The 14461-nt window shown below is 62.6% G+C and carries 18 protein-coding genes; 14 read left to right on the forward strand and 4 right to left on the reverse strand.

Features of this window, described 5'->3' with window-relative positions:
* Positions 1-3: 3 nt before the first annotated feature.
* From gltS to KUV82_RS06485, 3 genes are read left to right on the forward strand one after another with little or no spacing between them, the layout of a single operon-like run.
* Positions 4-1221, forward strand: a complete 1218-nt coding sequence (gltS, locus tag KUV82_RS06475) for a sodium/glutamate symporter (protein ID WP_219956047.1) — start codon at positions 4-6, stop codon at positions 1219-1221.
* A gap of 21 nt (positions 1222-1242) precedes the next feature.
* Entirely contained in the window at positions 1243-1821 is a 579-nt protein-coding gene (locus KUV82_RS06480) for a DUF4136 domain-containing protein (RefSeq protein ID WP_219956048.1), read from the forward strand.
* A gap of 20 nt (positions 1822-1841) precedes the next feature.
* A complete protein-coding gene (locus KUV82_RS06485) occupies positions 1842-2342 on the forward strand; it encodes a hypothetical protein (protein WP_219956049.1) in 501 nt (166 codons plus the stop codon).
* On the opposite strand, the gene KUV82_RS06490 is transcribed toward KUV82_RS06485, so the two are convergent.
* Positions 2339-2677 carry an HdeA/HdeB family chaperone gene (locus KUV82_RS06490; RefSeq protein WP_219956050.1) on the reverse strand — a complete coding sequence of 113 codons (339 nt, stop codon included), beginning with the start codon at positions 2675-2677 and terminating at the stop codon, positions 2339-2341. The two genes, KUV82_RS06485 and KUV82_RS06490, sit on opposite strands and share 4 nt — an antisense overlap.
* Positions 2677-3084, reverse strand: coding sequence for a hypothetical protein (locus KUV82_RS06495; protein ID WP_219956051.1), 408 nt, complete (start codon positions 3082-3084; stop codon positions 2677-2679). Before KUV82_RS06495 ends, KUV82_RS06490 begins: the two co-directional genes overlap by 1 nt.
* Positions 3085-3229: 145 nt before the next feature.
* Between KUV82_RS06495 and KUV82_RS06500 the strand changes: the two genes are divergently transcribed.
* The gene (locus KUV82_RS06500) at positions 3230-4003 is read left to right on the forward strand and encodes a helix-turn-helix transcriptional regulator (RefSeq protein ID WP_219956052.1); all 774 of its coding nucleotides are present in this window, start codon (positions 3230-3232) and stop codon (positions 4001-4003) included.
* A 409-nt stretch (positions 4004-4412) separates the two neighbouring features.
* On the opposite strand, the gene KUV82_RS06505 is transcribed toward KUV82_RS06500, so the two are convergent.
* A complete protein-coding gene (locus KUV82_RS06505; RefSeq protein ID WP_258319869.1) occupies positions 4413-5123 on the reverse strand; it encodes a Crp/Fnr family transcriptional regulator in 711 nt (236 codons plus the stop codon).
* 112 nt (positions 5124-5235) lie between these two features.
* On the opposite strand from KUV82_RS06505, the gene KUV82_RS06510 reads away from it, so the two are divergent.
* Genes KUV82_RS06510 through KUV82_RS06520 form a run of 3 tightly spaced genes read left to right on the forward strand, consistent with a single transcriptional unit; the run spans position 5236 to position 7980 of the window.
* Positions 5236-6378, forward strand: coding sequence for a beta-ketoacyl-ACP synthase III (locus KUV82_RS06510; protein ID WP_219956053.1), 1143 nt, complete (start codon positions 5236-5238; stop codon positions 6376-6378).
* 40 nt (positions 6379-6418) lie between these two features.
* Entirely contained in the window at positions 6419-7171 is a 753-nt protein-coding gene (locus KUV82_RS06515; protein WP_219956054.1) for a phosphatidylserine decarboxylase, read from the forward strand.
* Complete coding sequence (locus KUV82_RS06520) at positions 7168-7980, forward strand: CDP-alcohol phosphatidyltransferase family protein (protein ID WP_258319870.1); 813 nt, start codon at positions 7168-7170, stop codon at positions 7978-7980. The genes KUV82_RS06515 and KUV82_RS06520 overlap by 4 nt, the downstream gene beginning before the upstream one ends.
* Here the strand turns inward: KUV82_RS06520 and KUV82_RS06525 are convergent.
* A complete protein-coding gene (locus KUV82_RS06525) occupies positions 7964-8194 on the reverse strand; it encodes a hypothetical protein (RefSeq protein ID WP_219956055.1) in 231 nt (76 codons plus the stop codon). The genes KUV82_RS06520 and KUV82_RS06525 overlap by 17 nt on opposite strands.
* A gap of 351 nt (positions 8195-8545) precedes the next feature.
* On the opposite strand from KUV82_RS06525, the gene rpsB reads away from it, so the two are divergent.
* From rpsB to dxr, 7 genes are all read left to right on the forward strand, one after another.
* Positions 8546-9298: a 30S ribosomal protein S2 gene (rpsB, locus tag KUV82_RS06530; RefSeq protein WP_219956056.1), complete on the forward strand. Its 753-nt coding sequence runs from the start codon at positions 8546-8548 to the stop codon at positions 9296-9298.
* A gap of 120 nt (positions 9299-9418) precedes the next feature.
* Entirely contained in the window at positions 9419-10345 is a 927-nt protein-coding gene (gene tsf, locus KUV82_RS06535) for a translation elongation factor Ts (RefSeq protein WP_219956057.1), read from the forward strand.
* Between the two features lie 248 nt (positions 10346-10593).
* The gene (gene pyrH, locus KUV82_RS06540) at positions 10594-11310 is read left to right on the forward strand and encodes a UMP kinase (RefSeq protein ID WP_219956058.1); all 717 of its coding nucleotides are present in this window, start codon (positions 10594-10596) and stop codon (positions 11308-11310) included.
* Between the two features lie 31 nt (positions 11311-11341).
* Positions 11342-11899: a ribosome recycling factor gene (frr, locus tag KUV82_RS06545; protein ID WP_219956059.1), complete on the forward strand. Its 558-nt coding sequence runs from the start codon at positions 11342-11344 to the stop codon at positions 11897-11899.
* Positions 11900-11924: 25 nt separating this feature from the next.
* The gene (gene uppS / locus KUV82_RS06550) at positions 11925-12608 is read left to right on the forward strand and encodes a polyprenyl diphosphate synthase (protein ID WP_219956060.1); all 684 of its coding nucleotides are present in this window, start codon (positions 11925-11927) and stop codon (positions 12606-12608) included.
* Positions 12595-13311 carry a phosphatidate cytidylyltransferase gene (locus KUV82_RS06555; RefSeq protein ID WP_219956061.1) on the forward strand — a complete coding sequence of 239 codons (717 nt, stop codon included), beginning with the start codon at positions 12595-12597 and terminating at the stop codon, positions 13309-13311. Before uppS ends, KUV82_RS06555 begins: the two co-directional genes overlap by 14 nt.
* Positions 13311-14459: a 1-deoxy-D-xylulose-5-phosphate reductoisomerase gene (dxr, locus tag KUV82_RS06560; RefSeq protein ID WP_219956062.1), complete on the forward strand. Its 1149-nt coding sequence runs from the start codon at positions 13311-13313 to the stop codon at positions 14457-14459. Before KUV82_RS06555 ends, dxr begins: the two co-directional genes overlap by 1 nt.
* Positions 14460-14461: the final 2 nt, after the last annotated feature.

Below are 14461 nucleotides of genomic sequence, written 5' to 3' on the forward strand. Positions count from 1 at the left end.
CTAATGGAATTCCTCGACGCCAACACGCTGCAGCTCGACAACTTCGTAACGCTCACGCTCGGGATCATCGTCCTGTTCGTGGGCATCAAGGTCACCGAGCGGATCGGCTTCCTGCAGAAATACAACATCCCGGAGCCGGTCACCGGTGGGATCGTTGCCTCGCTGCTCGGCCTGTTCGCCTATCTGGCGTTTGATTTCGAGGTCGAGTTCAGCCTCTACGCGCGCGACGTATTCCTCGTCTATTTCTTCACGACGATCGGGATAAACGCACGCTTCGCCCAGCTTCTGGCAGGCGGCAAACCCTTGCTGATATTTCTCGGCCTGACGTTGGCCTATCTCGCACTGCAGGACGGTGTGGGCTACGCCGCAGCCGCTGCCATGGGCCAGCCGAGCGGTGTCGGCGTACTGGTCGGCTCCGCCTCGCTGGCAGGTGGCCACGGAACCGCCATTGCCTGGGCGCCGACCATTTCGCAGCAGCAGGGCGTGGCCAATGCGCTAGAAATCGGTGTGGCTGCTGCAACGATAGGCCTGGTCATCGCCAGCCTCCTCGGCGGGCCGATCGCGAAAGTGCTGCTGTCTCGATACAATTTGAAGCCAGAGTCGGACGGCGACCTTTTGGTCGGTATCCAGCGCGAGAAGCAGGACGAGACCGCAATCACTCACCTCAATCTGATGGGCGCGATCCTCGTCATTCATATCGCGATGATCCTCGGCTACGTCCTCAATCTCGCCATTGGCGAGATGGGCCTGCGCCTTCCTTTGTTCGTGTCCTGCATGATGGTCGCGATCCTGCTCACCAACACCATCCCTCTCATGTTCAAGACAGTCACCTGGCCAACGGGTTCGAAAGCCCTTGCGCTCATATCCGACCTATCGCTCGGCCTGTTTATAGCCATGTCGCTCATGGGGATGCAGCTGTGGGAAGTGGCTGGCCTCGCTGGGCCCTTGTTCGGCATTCTTGCGGCTCAGGTGGTCGTCGCGGTGCTGTTCATCCTCTTCGTGGTCTTTCCGCTCATGGGGAAAAACTACTTTGCCGCGGTCCTTTCGGCGGGCTTTGCGGGCTTTTGTCTTGGGGCGACCCCCACCGCGATCGCCAACATGTCGGCGGTGACGAAAACGCATGGCCCGGCACCGACCGCCTTTATCATCGTGCCGCTCGTCGGAGCCTTCTTCGTCGATGTCGCCAACGCGTTTCTGATCCAGTTTTTCTTGTCGCTTTGATCATTGAGAGGGAGAATGGGAATGAGGACTCTTGCAATCGCAGTGGCTGCTAGCGCGCTGGCCTTGTCAGGCTGCGCAACCACTGGACAGATCAGCACCGACTACGACCAGGCGCAGAATTTCAGTGAGTACTCGACCTTCTCATGGGCTGGGATCCGGCCGATGCTCGCGTTTGGCAATCGCATGGTCCCGACAACCGTACAGGCAAGCATCGCGGAAGCCATTATCGCGGACCTGTCGGCCAAGGGCTACACCTTCACCGACGACATGGAGAACGCCGACTTCGCCGTTTCCTTCACCGTAGGTACGCGCGACAACGTCGAGTTTCGGGAGGCTATCGATCCGTTCTGGAACAATCGCATGAACTGGCGCTGGGGCGGCCCCTTCTGGCCTTCGATTGCTACCCCGTCCATCTCGCGCATGCAGTACCGCGAATATACGGAAGGCACGCTTTCGATCGACATCTACGACGTCGAGCGGCGAGCTCCGGTATGGCATGGGGCTGGAACGCGTGATCTTACGCGCAGCGAGCTGCGAGGAGAGACCAACACTGCCGGAGAAGCAACCCGGCAAATCCTGGCTGGCTTTCCGCCGGGCTGACCGACACGAGGGGCGTACAGATGAAGGAACACACCTTCGCCTTGCTGAAGGACAGCCTCGATGAGGCCCAGATCTCAGTGCGCACCTACGACACCAAGGCGCAGATCGTCGGCGTCGGCTACATATTCGCGCTTAACGTCATCGGCGACATCGGGCGCTTCGCGTCGAGCAACGAGAGCGGCAATGTCATCACGGTGGTCGCGGCTTGGATACTGGTCATCTTGCCCATCGTCCTGTTCGGTTATGTGCTCTATCCTAAGCGCAAGTCGCAGTCGCTCGCAGGCAATGATGCCTACAAACACATCCTGTTCCTGCACCCTGAGCGATATGGGTCCAGCACCCAACTTATCGAGGCGGCCGAGGAGGCCGATCCCTACCAAGAGCTGGCCCACGAGCTGATCGCCGTCGCGGCGCTCAGGGAAAGCAAGCGCCGTCGGTTCGTGGTGGCGCTGGTCAGCGCCGGAGTGACCTTCGCGGTACTATTTGCCAGCCAGGTGCTGATCAGTCTTGGGCGGCTTTAACCGGGTAGGTGCGTTTTGAGCACATCGAGCACGAGGTCATCGGGCTTGTCCACGCATTCCATCATCGTGTTGACGACGGCAACCTGGATGTCGCGCGGCGAGAAAACCGTCGCTCCGGCCTGGCCCTGGGCGAAACCGTAGACAAGCACCATTGCGAATGCCCTGTCGTCCTCGCTCAATGTGACAATGTCCCAGCAACGCAGCTGCGAGACATCGACGGTGATGTCGGAATTTAGCGCAAAAGGATTGGCAGCTGTCTGTGAATCAGCTGGCTGCGCAGCCAGGGGGGCAGCTGCGAGCGAAAGCGCGGAGAGCGCTGCGAACACTTTGAACACTATTGGTCTCCTTGAGCGGCGCCCATGCAGGCGTCCAGTTCCAGCCGGTAGATGCGGGCGATGCGCTTCTCTTCGCGGTTGGCATTGCCGCGCTTGATCGCGCCGACGATGCCGCCGAAGATTGCACCCCGGCCAATGGCCTTGCGGCGTTCCTTCTTGTTCTTCCCGAAGATCAGCGCACCGATCCCGCTGGTCACTGCGCCTTGGGCAGCGCCTTCGAGCAGGCCGCCCTTCTTGTATTTGTCTGGCACGGGGCCGGTGTAGCCCGAGAATTCGACAGCCCGTTCGTGACAGTATTCGTAGCGCGACTGTTGGGCGGAAAGCGGGCTCGCCAGCATTGCGGATGCGGCGAGAAGCGCGGCAAGCCGGGCAGTGGCCTTGCGTGCAATTGGTCGTGTTCGCGTCACGTGATGCTCCCCCAAGTCGGTTCGCGACCACGTATCGGCTGACCGCCGTGACGCCTTCATGCGAACCATCGATCCGACCACCGGGCTACACCCAAACCCACGCGGTGCCTTGTCCTACAACTTTCCGACAAAAAGCGTCTGATGCGTGTATAGCGGCCTGATGCATGGTCCACGCCACATCGCCTCGGAGCTTTCCAATGATGCGGCCGCACGCTTTCGGCGATCGGCACAGGGCTGCAGCACGATAGCCGCCTTGAACATCGCATGCCTGCGCCTTGCGGCAAGGATTGGCGCGACCGGCGTTGCCTACCACCATTTTCCGGCTGTCGGTTCACTCGAGCCTGTCGGCATAAATGTCATCTGTGTGGGTTTCCCGCGCGAGTGGTCCGACCACTTCGAGCAGAACCAACTGATGAAAGTCGAGCCGACGATCCAGGTGGTCCTTGCCGAAGGTCGCGCGCAGTGGTGGGATGAGACCGAGCCTGCCAAGCGTCTAAGTAAGGCAGAGCGGGAATATCTCGAGCAGGTGAATGCGCACGTTGGTGTCGGGGTGCATCTGCCCACGTATGGCCCGTTCGGCAGGGACGGGTATGTGGCCATCGAGTTCGGACACGAGAAACCAGCCTTCGACGAGGATGATCTGGCCAACCTGCAGCTGTGCTGCCAGGCCGCCCACCAGCAGTATTGCCAGCTCCTGCGCACGCCGCTTTCGCCCAAGAAGCGATTGTCTCCGCGCGAGCGTGAAATCCTCGCCTGGGTGGCAGAAGGCAAGAGCAATGGAGTGATTGCGGAAATCCTCGAGATCACGGAGAGCAGCGTGATCACCTACTTGGAACGCGCCTTCAAGAAACTCGAAGTCGACAACCGCGTGACCGCCGCCCTACGCGCTTCGGCCACAGGGGAATTGGCGCAATTGTAGCGGCTTCGCAGCTTGGACCGGTGCCAGTATCGCTATCAATGCGCGATACCAGGACAAGAAAAGACAAACGGTCATGAAACTCCAAAAATCCTCTAGACCGAATGACTGATTCGAACTCGATCGGCATCCGATCAATGCTTTAACCGGGAGCTAGCGGGGGCAACGGTGGGGGCAATACGTGGAAGGACCTTCCAAAATTCGTCGCTTATTCAATATTCTCTCAGCGTAAAGTGATAGCAGCCCTGTCCACCACCGCCATCCCTCAAAACCCGTGCTAGCTCGAAACTCGACCGTATCGGTCAATGATCGATGACGCATACCCCGCGTTTTCAGCGGTGTCGCAAGGGCGAGGGCGCGGCCCGGACATGGAAGCCCGGATCTGCGCGGTGATGGGAAAGTAGGGGAACGCCTAGCCGGCGCGCGCTTCCAGCGCACCCGTGTCGATCAGTACTACTTCACGCCGCGAAGGCAGTTCGATCGCGCCGTCTTTCTTGAGGCGCGTCAACTGGCGACTCACCGTCTCGATCGTCAGGCCGAGGACGTCGGCCATCTGCTGCCTAGAGAGGGGCAGGGCGATGACGATAGCGCCATCGGCCGTCTTGGTGCCGAGCCGCTCGCCCATCTCCAGAAGGAAGCTGGCAACCTTCTCTTCGGCGTTCATGCGGCCGAGCAAAAGCATCCAGCGGCGCGTCCGGTCGAGCTCGCCCAGAGTGCGTTCGAGAAGCTTGTGCTCGAGGCGCGGATGTTCGCGGGCGAAACGGTCGAAATCCTTGCGTTCGAACACGCAGATATGCGCATCGGTCAGTGCTTCAACGCCGTAGGGTGTCGTCTGACCGAACGGGCGGCCGAGGAAGTCCGAGGGGTAAACCAGACCGAGGATTTGTTCCTTCCCCTCAGCGGTTTGGGTCGAAAGCTTGAGAACCCCTTCGATCACGTTGGCGACCAGGATCGCCTCGTCGCCTTCCCACAGGATCTGTTCGCCAGCGCTCACGCGGCGCCGCCGACCGATGCCGTTCAAAAGGCCAATCTCGTCATTGTCGAGATCGGCGCAGATTGCACGGTTGCGGATCGAACAGGCGTCGCAAAAATTCGTCGTGCGGAGAGGCGGCATTTCGTTCATTCGCGCAATCCTAGGGCGGGCGCTGGAAACTGCCAAGTGGCCAAATGGCGGTCCGTGTTGCGATGTTCGCAAGCGTCTTGCGACCGGCCGCGCGGCGGCCTAGTCAGCGCGCATGACAAACAACACAGAACTCACCGGGCGCCCCGTCATCTCCTCCACGGGCCTGTTCACCCCGAGCGAGACCATCACCAACGAAGAGCTGGTGGATAGCTTCAACCGCTATGTCGAGCTGTTCAACACCGAGAACGCCGAAGCCATTGCGGCAGGCGAGGTCGAGGCCCTCCAGCCCAGCTCGGTCGAATTCATCGAGAAAGCGAGCGGGATCAAGGCGCGCCATGTCATGGCGAAGGAGCCGATCCTCAACCCGGAAATCATGGTGCCGCGCTGGGACGAGCGTTCGGACGACCAGCTGTCAATGATGGCGGAAATCGGCGTGATTGCCGCGCGCCAGGCGCTTGAGCGTGCGGGCCGCGATGTTGCCGATGTCGACGCGGTTCTCTGTGCTGCGTCGAACATGGAGCGGCCCTATCCAGCCATGGCGATCGAAATCCAGCAGGAGCTGGGCATCGACGGTTTCGGCTTCGACATGAACGTGGCGTGCTCGTCGGCCACTTTCGGTATCCAGACAGCCGCGGACTATATCCGCTCGGGCAACGCCAAGAGCGTCCTTGTCGTTAGCCCCGAGATCACCAGCGGCCACCTCAATTGGCGCGACCGCGACAGCCATTTCATCTTCGGCGATGTCGCCACGGCCGTGCTGGTCGAAGACGCCGCGGTCGCGCCGGCAGAGCATTGGGACATCCTTGGCACCAAGCTGAAGACCGTGTTCTCCAACAACATTCGCAACAATTTCGGCTTCCTCAACCGCGCGTCGCCCGAGGGTGAGGGCAAGAAGGACAAGCTGTTCGTCCAGGAGGGGCGCAAGGTCTTTAAGGAAGTCGTGCCGATGGTGGCCGAGATGATCGTGACCGAAGCGGAGAAGCTCGGCATCGATCCGCAGGGGCTGCGCCGCCTGTGGCTGCACCAGGCCAACGCCGGAATGAACCGCCTGATTGCCCAGCGCGTCCTGGGCCATGAAGCCAATCCGGACGAAAGCCCGACTGTGCTCGACACCTACGCCAACACCTCGAGCGCCGGCTCGATCATCGCCTTCCACCAGCACAGCGAAGACCTCGTTGGCGGCGACACCGGCCTGATCTGCAGCTTCGGGGCGGGCTATTCCGCGGGCGCCGTGTTCGTGCGCAAGGTCGCTTAGCGCCTTGTGACAAAAGGCAACTGCGCCTACGTGGCGACCCATGGCAGGTGATCTTCTCGACAATCGTGGCCGCGGCGATGTCCGCTGGTCGTGGCCCCCGATCCATCCGGAGGGGCGCAAGTTCGGCGTAATCGCCGTTGTGATCAGCCTCGGTTTCCTTGTCGGGCTCGACTGGGAAATCGTCGGCTGGCCTCTGTTGCTGCTTTCGCTGGGCGTCTTTGCCTTCTTCCGCGATCCCGAGCGCGTGGTGCCGCAGGACGACAATCTGATCGTTGCCCCGGCCGATGGCCTCGTCTCGCTGATTGCAGAGGTGGATCCGCCCGAGGAAATGGTGCTCGACGATGGCACCGGCCACGCCGGGCTCGAACCGGGCAAGGTCACCCGCATCTCGATCTTCATGTCGGTCTTCGATGTGCACATCAACCGCGCCCCGATCGCGGGCACGGTGCGCCGCGTGATCTACATCCCGGGCAGCTTCGTTGACGCGGGGCTCGACAAGGCGAGCGAGGAGAACGAGCGCCAGCACATCCTGATCGAGCGCACCGATGGCCTGAAGGTCGGCTTTACCCAGATCGCGGGCCTCGTCGCACGGCGGATCGTGCCGTTCGTCAAGCCAGGTGACAGCGTCGGCGTGGGCCAGCGGGTCGGCCTCATCCGCTTCGGCAGCCGGGTGGATGTCTATCTGCCCGCCGGCACCGATTCCAAGGTCCTGCTAGGCCAGCGCATTATCGCGGGTGAGACGGTCCTTGCCGAGATCGGTTCGCAGAAGCTGATCGAGGGTGTGTCGCAGTGAGCGGCACGCCGACCAACGCGGACGAGAACACGCGCCTTGGCCCCAAGGCGACCGAAGACGAACAGCCCGAAGGCGGCCGCACGCGCACGCTGACGCTGCGGGCGATGATCCCCAACGCGATTACTGCAGGCGCGCTTTGTGCCGGCCTTACTGGCATTCGTTTCGCAATCGACGCGAAGTGGGAAGCGGCTGTTGTCGCCGTGATCATTGCGGGCGTCCTCGACGGGATCGACGGGCGCATTGCTCGGGCGCTCAAGGCGCAGTCCCGCTTCGGCGCAGAGCTCGACAGCCTTGCCGATTCGCTCAGCTTCGGCACGGCACCGGCGATCATCATCTTCCTGTGGTCGCTTTCGGCCGAGCCCCGCCTAGGCTGGTTCGCTGCACTCGCCTTCGCAATCTGCTGCGCTCTGCGCCTCGCAAGGTTCAACGCGCAGATTGACGTGAGCGACCAGCCGCACAAATCGCTCGGCTTCCTTACGGGTGTTCCTGCACCAATCGGGGCAGGGCTTGCCTTCGCTCCGTTCTATCTATGGATTGCCACCGGGGTCGAGGAGTTCCGCAACCCGCTGCTGGTCGGCATCTGGCTCGCTGTCATTGCGCTGCTCATGATTTCGAACATGGCAACGCCAAGCTGGACGTCGCTGCGCCCGCGCCGCGGCATCCGGCTCGAAGTCCTGGCTTTTGTCGGATTGATGGTGGCGGCGCTGCTTGTCGAGCCCTGGTGGACGCTGAGCGCGATCTGCGTCGGCTACTTCCTGCTGCTGCCTTATTCGCTCTTCCGCTACGCGCGGATCAAGCGGCGCGGCTGACCCGCTGGCTGCAGCTGCGCGCCGGTACCTGGCGCGATCCACAGACATAGCTGGCTGCCGGGCGCAGGGCCGGCAGGTGCGGGGCGCCGTCGCCCTTCAATTCCCGCCGCAGCGCACCGAAAGCGGACCACCAACGCAGTCCGCCATCGGCAAGCACGCCTGCAACAACCACCGCAGTGGCGAGGAACAGGCCGGTAAGGAACAGTGCGAACATCTCGAAATCTCCCATCCCGGCTGTCGAAAATCGTGTTGACAGACCGGGGAAATCTAGTGGAAAACCCGTATTGCCCACCGGAAGTTCCGGCGATGAGAACAATGTTCCTGTTTTGTTCTCGGCTGTCAAGCGCTTTTCGCGCCCAGATTCCCTTTTTTGGCGATGAATCGAGTCTGGATTTCCTCTCCGGACCCCGCTAAAGGCGCGCGGTCCGCACGGGATTCGGCCATTTCCGGCTGCTTCCAGAGCGGGCAAATCCACATGGAAGGCGCACATACCGGTGCCCGTCGCGGGATAACTCCGCACAAGGGTTCCAGCTTTCCAGAGGCATAACCGGAAAGGAATACGATTATGGCGGCTCCTACCGTCACGATGCAGCAATTGATCGAGGCCGGCTCGCACTTCGGCCACCAGACCCACCGTTGGAACCCGCGCATGAAGCCGTACATCTTCGGTGCGCGCAACGGCATCCACATCATCGACCTGTCGCAGACCGTGCCGCTGTTCGCGCGTGCGCTCGACTTCGTCAGCCAGACCGCGCGTTCGGGCGGCAAGGTGCTGTTCGTCGGCACCAAGCGCCAGGCGCAGGACGCGATCCGCGAAGCCGCGCTGTCGTCGGGCCAGCACTACGTCAACCACCGCTGGCTGGGCGGCATGCTGACCAACTGGAAGACCATCAGCGAGCGTATCAAGTACCTCAAGACTCTCGACGAGCGCCTTGCCGGTGACACCGCCGGTCTGACCAAGAAGGAAGTCCTCGACCTGACGCGCAAGCGCGACAAGCTCGAGCTGTCGCTGGGCGGCATCCGCAACATGGGCGGCATTCCGGACGTGATGTTCGTGATCGACGCCAACATGGAAGACCTGGCCATCAAGGAAGCCAACGTTCTCGGCATCCCGGTCGTCGCCGTGCTCGACACCAACGTCGATCCCGAAGGCATCGCTTTCCCGATCCCGGGCAACGATGACGCCGCGCGCGCCATCCGCCTGTACTGCGAAGCCGTCGCCGAAGCTGCCAAGAGCGGCAAGGGTGAGGGCGTGCAGGATTCGGGTGCCGATGTCGGCGCCATGGAAAACCCGCCGGAAGAAACCGCGGCGGCCTAAGCCAAACCCTCCTGTGACCGGGCGCCATCACGCGCCCGTCACAAAGCGGAGATACGCGCCGGGCCGCTTCCCCCCGAGGCAGGCCCGGTGCCCGCACATTGAACCAAGAAGGATACTATCATGGCTGCATTCACTGCTGCTGACGTTAAGGCCCTGCGCGAGAAGACCGGCGCAGGCATGATGGACGCCAAGAAGGCCCTCGAAGGCGCCAATGGCGATATCGAAGCCGCAGTCGACGCGCTGCGCGCCAAGGGTCTCGCAACGGCCCAGAAGAAGTCGAGCCGCACCGCGGCCGAAGGTCTTGTCGGCGTTGCCGTCGAAGGCACCAAGGGCGTTGCCGTCGAAGTGAACTCGGAAACCGACTTCGTCGCCAAGAACGACAAGTTCCAGGACTTCGTGCGCAAGACCACCCAGGTCGCGCTGACGGTTTCGGGCGACGATGTCGACGCGCTCAAGGCTTCGGCCTACCCCGATGGCGGCACCGTTGCCGACAAGCTGACCGACAACGTCGCGACCATCGGTGAAAACCAGCAGGTTCGCCGCATGAAGACCGTGACGGTCACCAACGGCGTGATCGTCCCCTACATGCACAACGCGGTTGCCGGTGACCTCGGCAAGATCGGCGTGCTCGTCGCTCTCGAAAGCGAAGGCGACGCCGCCAAGCTTGAAGAGCTGGGCAAGAAGCTGGCCATGCACATCGCCGCCGCCTTCCCGCAGGCCCTGACCGCCGAAGGCCTCGACGCCGACGTGATCGAGCGTGAGCGCGCGATCGCCAAGGAAAAGGCTGCCGAAAGCGGCAAGCCCGAAAACGTCCAGGAAAAGATGGTGGAAGGCGCGATCGCCAAGTACGCCAAGGAAAACGCGCTGCTCAGCCAGATCTTCGTGATGGACAACAAGACCCCCATCGCGCAGGTCGTCGAGCAGGCCGGCAAGGACGTCGGTGCCAAGGTCGAGCTGGTGGACTACGTCCGCTTCCAGCTTGGTGAAGGCATTGAAAAGGAAGAAGCCGACTTCGCCGCTGAAGTCGCTGCCGCCGTCGCCGGCTAATACTTGTGCACTATGTGTAAAAAAGGACTGGAACTTTAGTCCTTTGAACGCGTAGCTGCACCTCTCGGTGAAACTACTCCGAGATTCGCTTGAATTCGGGAATGGCCGCTGGACTTCGGTTCAGCGGCTGTTTTCGTTTTGGAGGGTTGAAAGGCCGGTGACTACGTGTTGACGGATGGCGCCGTCTCCCCTTGGCATCGGCCCCCATGCGCTCTAAGGCCGCGCAAACCTCACGGAAGCGAGACTCCATGCCCTTTTCGACGATGAAACGTGTTCTCCTGAAGCTTTCGGGCGAAGTCCTCATGGGCGACCAGCAGTTCGGGATCGATCCGGCCTTCGTACTGGAGCTTGCCAAGGAAGTGAAAGCGGCCAAGGAAACGGGGCTGGAAATCTGCCTCGTGATCGGCGGCGGCAACATCTTCCGCGGTATGGCGGGCGCAGCGCAGGGGATGGACCGCGCGCAGGCCGATTACATGGGTATGCTCGCGACCGTGATGAACGCGCTCGCCATGCAGAGCGCGCTCGAGCAGCTCGGCGTCCAGACCCGTGTGCAGAGCGCGGTGCAGATGGACCAGGTGTGCGAACCGGTGATCCGCCGCCGCGCGGAGCGCCACCTTGAAAAGGGCCGCATCGTGATCTTCGCAGCGGGCGTCGGCGCACCCTATTTCACCACCGACAGCGGCGCGGCCCTTCGCGCCGCCGAAATGAACTGCGACGCGCTGCTCAAGGGTACCAGCGTCGACGGCGTCTACGACAGCGATCCGAAAAAGAACGCCGATGCGACGCGCTACGACACCGTGTCCTATGGCAAGGTGCTGGCCGACAACCTCAAGGTGATGGACGCAAGCGCCGTGGCGCTGTGCCGCGACAACGACATTCCGATCGTCGTGTTCTCGATCCGCGAAAAGGGCAACCTTGCCCGGGTCATCGCGGGTGAGGGCACCCAGACGATCGTAAAGAACTAAGACCAGACGAGACAAGACAGAGGAAGCCGCCATGGCCAAGTACGACAAAGCCGACATCGAGCGCCGCATGAAGGGCGCCGTCGAGAGCCTGAAGGGCGATCTTGCGGGCCTGCGCACCGGCCGCGCCAACACCAGCCTGCTCGATCCCGTAGTGGTCGAAGTTTACGGCTCGATGATGCCGCTGAACCAGGTTGCTACCGTCAGTGCGCCCGAACCGCGCATGCTGAGCGTGCAGGTGTGGGACAAGGCCAACGTCACCGCGGTGGAAAAGGGCATCGCCAAGGCCAATCTCGGCCTCAACCCGATGATCGACGGCCAGAACGTGCGCCTGCCGATGCCGGACCTGACCGAAGAGCGCCGCAAGGACCTCGCCAAGCTCGCCGGTGAATATGGCGAGAAGGGCAAGATCGCGATCCGCAACGTGCGCCGCGACGGCATGGAAGCGCTGAAGGAAGACGAGAAGAAGAAGGAAATCTCGGAAGACGAACAAAAGCGCGGCGAAGCCGAAGTCCAGAAGCTGACCGACCAGTACGTCGCCGAATGCGACGCGGCGGTGGCGAAGAAGGAACAGGAAATCCTGGCCCAGTAAGGCGGCAGGGGCTGGGAGCGCGAGAATGAGCGGGGAGGAACAGCACGCCCGGCATGTGGCCATCATCATGGATGGCAACGGCCGCTGGGCGAAGCGCAAGCACCTGCCGCGCGCCATGGGTCACCGCAAGGGTGTGGAGGCCGTGCGCGCGCTCGTGCGCAGCATCAAGGACACCTCGATCGAATGCCTGACGCTCTATGCGTTCTCCTCGGAGAACTGGAAGAGGCCCGAGGAAGAGGTCGACGACCTGATGAACCTCATGCGCAAGTTCATCAAATCGGACTTGCCCGAATTCATCGCCAACGACGTGAAGCTCCATATCCTGGGTGACTGGCAGGGCCTTGCGCCCGATATTGTCGCCATGCTTCAAGACGCGCTCGAGAAAACCTCGGGCGGCTCGCGGACCCTTGCCGTCGCGCTCAATTACGGCGCGCAAGCGGAAATCGTGCAGGCGGCGCGCAAGGCCGCCGCCGAGGGTGAGATCGACGAAGCCGCGCTCGAACGTCACCTCTACACCGCCTCGCTCCCCCCGCTCGACCTGTTGATCCGCACCAGCGGTGAAGTGCGCCTGTCGAATTTTCTCTTGTGGCAGGCGGCTTACGCGGAGATGCTGTTCATCGACGTGCTGTGGCCGGACTTCACGCCCGACCACCTGAAGCGCGCATTGGCCGATTTCGCGGATAGGGAGAGGCGATTTGGCGGACGCTGAGACAGCTGAGGCGGCAAAGCCGCAATCGAAGACATCCGACCTGCCGGTACGCATCGTATCCGCGCTGGTCATGGTTGCAATTGCGGTCGGGGCGCTGGTGGCAGGCGATCCCTGGTTCACATGGTTTATCGCTGCGGTCATCCTCGCCACCTTCATCGAATTCCTGCTGCTGGTCGTCAAAGCGACGCAGAACGTGCCTTTCCGCCTCGCCGGACTGCTAGCAGGTGCTGTCTACATCGGCCTTGCGGGTGTCGTCCTCTCGCGGTTTCCGGTGTTCATCGTTGTGGGTGTGGTCGGCGCGGTCGTGTTTGTGGACGTCTTCGCCTATTTCACCGGTCGCGCGCTGGGCGGCCCAAAGATTGCTCCATCGATCAGCCCGTCGAAGACCTGGGCGGGTCTGCTGGGCGGCGTTATCGGCGCAACCGTCTGGCTGGCCGGTTTCATCTATGTCGCCGCACGTTCGATCTCCGGCGATACGACGACCTTCTTCGATGGCGCCGAGCTGGTTCAGATCCTCGCCATGGGCGCGGCGACGGCGGTTGCAGCGCAGGCGGGCGATTTCTTCGAGAGCTGGCTCAAGCGCAAGGCGGGCGTGAAGGACAGCTCGCGCCTCATTCCCGGCCACGGCGGTGTGTTTGACCGCGTGGACGGCATGATCCCCGTGATCCTGCTGGCTGGCGGCGTCCTCGGGGCTGCGGCCTGATGCGCACTATTTCGGTCCTTGGCGCGACGGGGTCGGTGGGCGAGCAGACGCTCGACCTCATCCGGCGCAACGCTGCGGACTGGAAGGTCGAGGTGCTGACGGCGAACTCCAATGTGGAGAAGCTGGCAGCCGCCGCGCGCGAATTCGGCGCGAGCGTAGCCGTCGTTGCGGACGACCGGCACCTCGCTGCGCTGCGCGAAGCGCTGGCGGGAAGCGGTATCGAAGCGGCTGCGGGTCGCAGAGCTCTGTGTGAAGCGGCGGGGCGCCCGGTCGACATGACCGTTGCTGCGATCGTCGGCTGCGCGGGGCTGGGCCCGGTCATGGCCGCGGTAGAGCAGGGCGGGACCATCGCACTCGCCAACAAGGAGGCGCTGGTTTCGGCCGGCGAAGTCCTTACCGCCGCGGTGACCAAACATGGCGCCACGCTGCTCCCGACCGACAGCGAGCATAACGCCATCTTCCAGTGCCTGCAGGGCGGGTCGATCGAGGATGTGCGCTCGATCACGCTGACGGCCAGCGGCGGCCCCTTGCGCACGGTGGAGGATCTCTCCGCCGTGACGCCCGAACAGGCCATCGCGCATCCCAACTGGGACATGGGTGCCAAGATCAGCGTCGACAGCGCAACCATGTTCAACAAGGGCCTCGAACTGATCGAGGCGCATCACCTGTTCCCGGTCGGCCTCGACAAGATCCGTATCGTGGTTCACCCGCAAAGCGTGATCCATTCGATGGTCGAATACCGTGATGGCTCCACGCTCGCCCAGCTCGGCCCGTCCGACATGCGGGTGCCGATTGCCAGCTGCCTTGCCTGGCCCAAGCGCATGGATACGCCGATGGCGCCGCTCGACCTGCCGGCGATTGGCGAGATGACCTTTTTCCATCCCGATGAAGAGCGCTTCCCGGCGACCCGTCTCGCCCGCGAGGCGGCCGAAGCGGGCGGGGCGGCCCCGGCCGTTCTCAACGCCGCCAACGAGATTGCAGTTGCCGCGTTTCTCGATCGTAAGATTGCGTTCAGCCGGATTGCGATATTGGTCGAGAGTGTCCTCGACCAGGGCGAGCTGCCCGCAGCCCCGAGGACCCTTGAAGAGGTGTTGCGCGTTGATGAAGAAGCGCGCGCCCGCGCAACCCGAATTCTGGAGCCTGCATAACC

Source organism: Qipengyuania flava (assembly GCF_019448255.1).
In the GTDB taxonomy this organism is placed as follows: Bacteria; Pseudomonadota; Alphaproteobacteria; order Sphingomonadales; family Sphingomonadaceae; genus Qipengyuania; species Qipengyuania flava_A.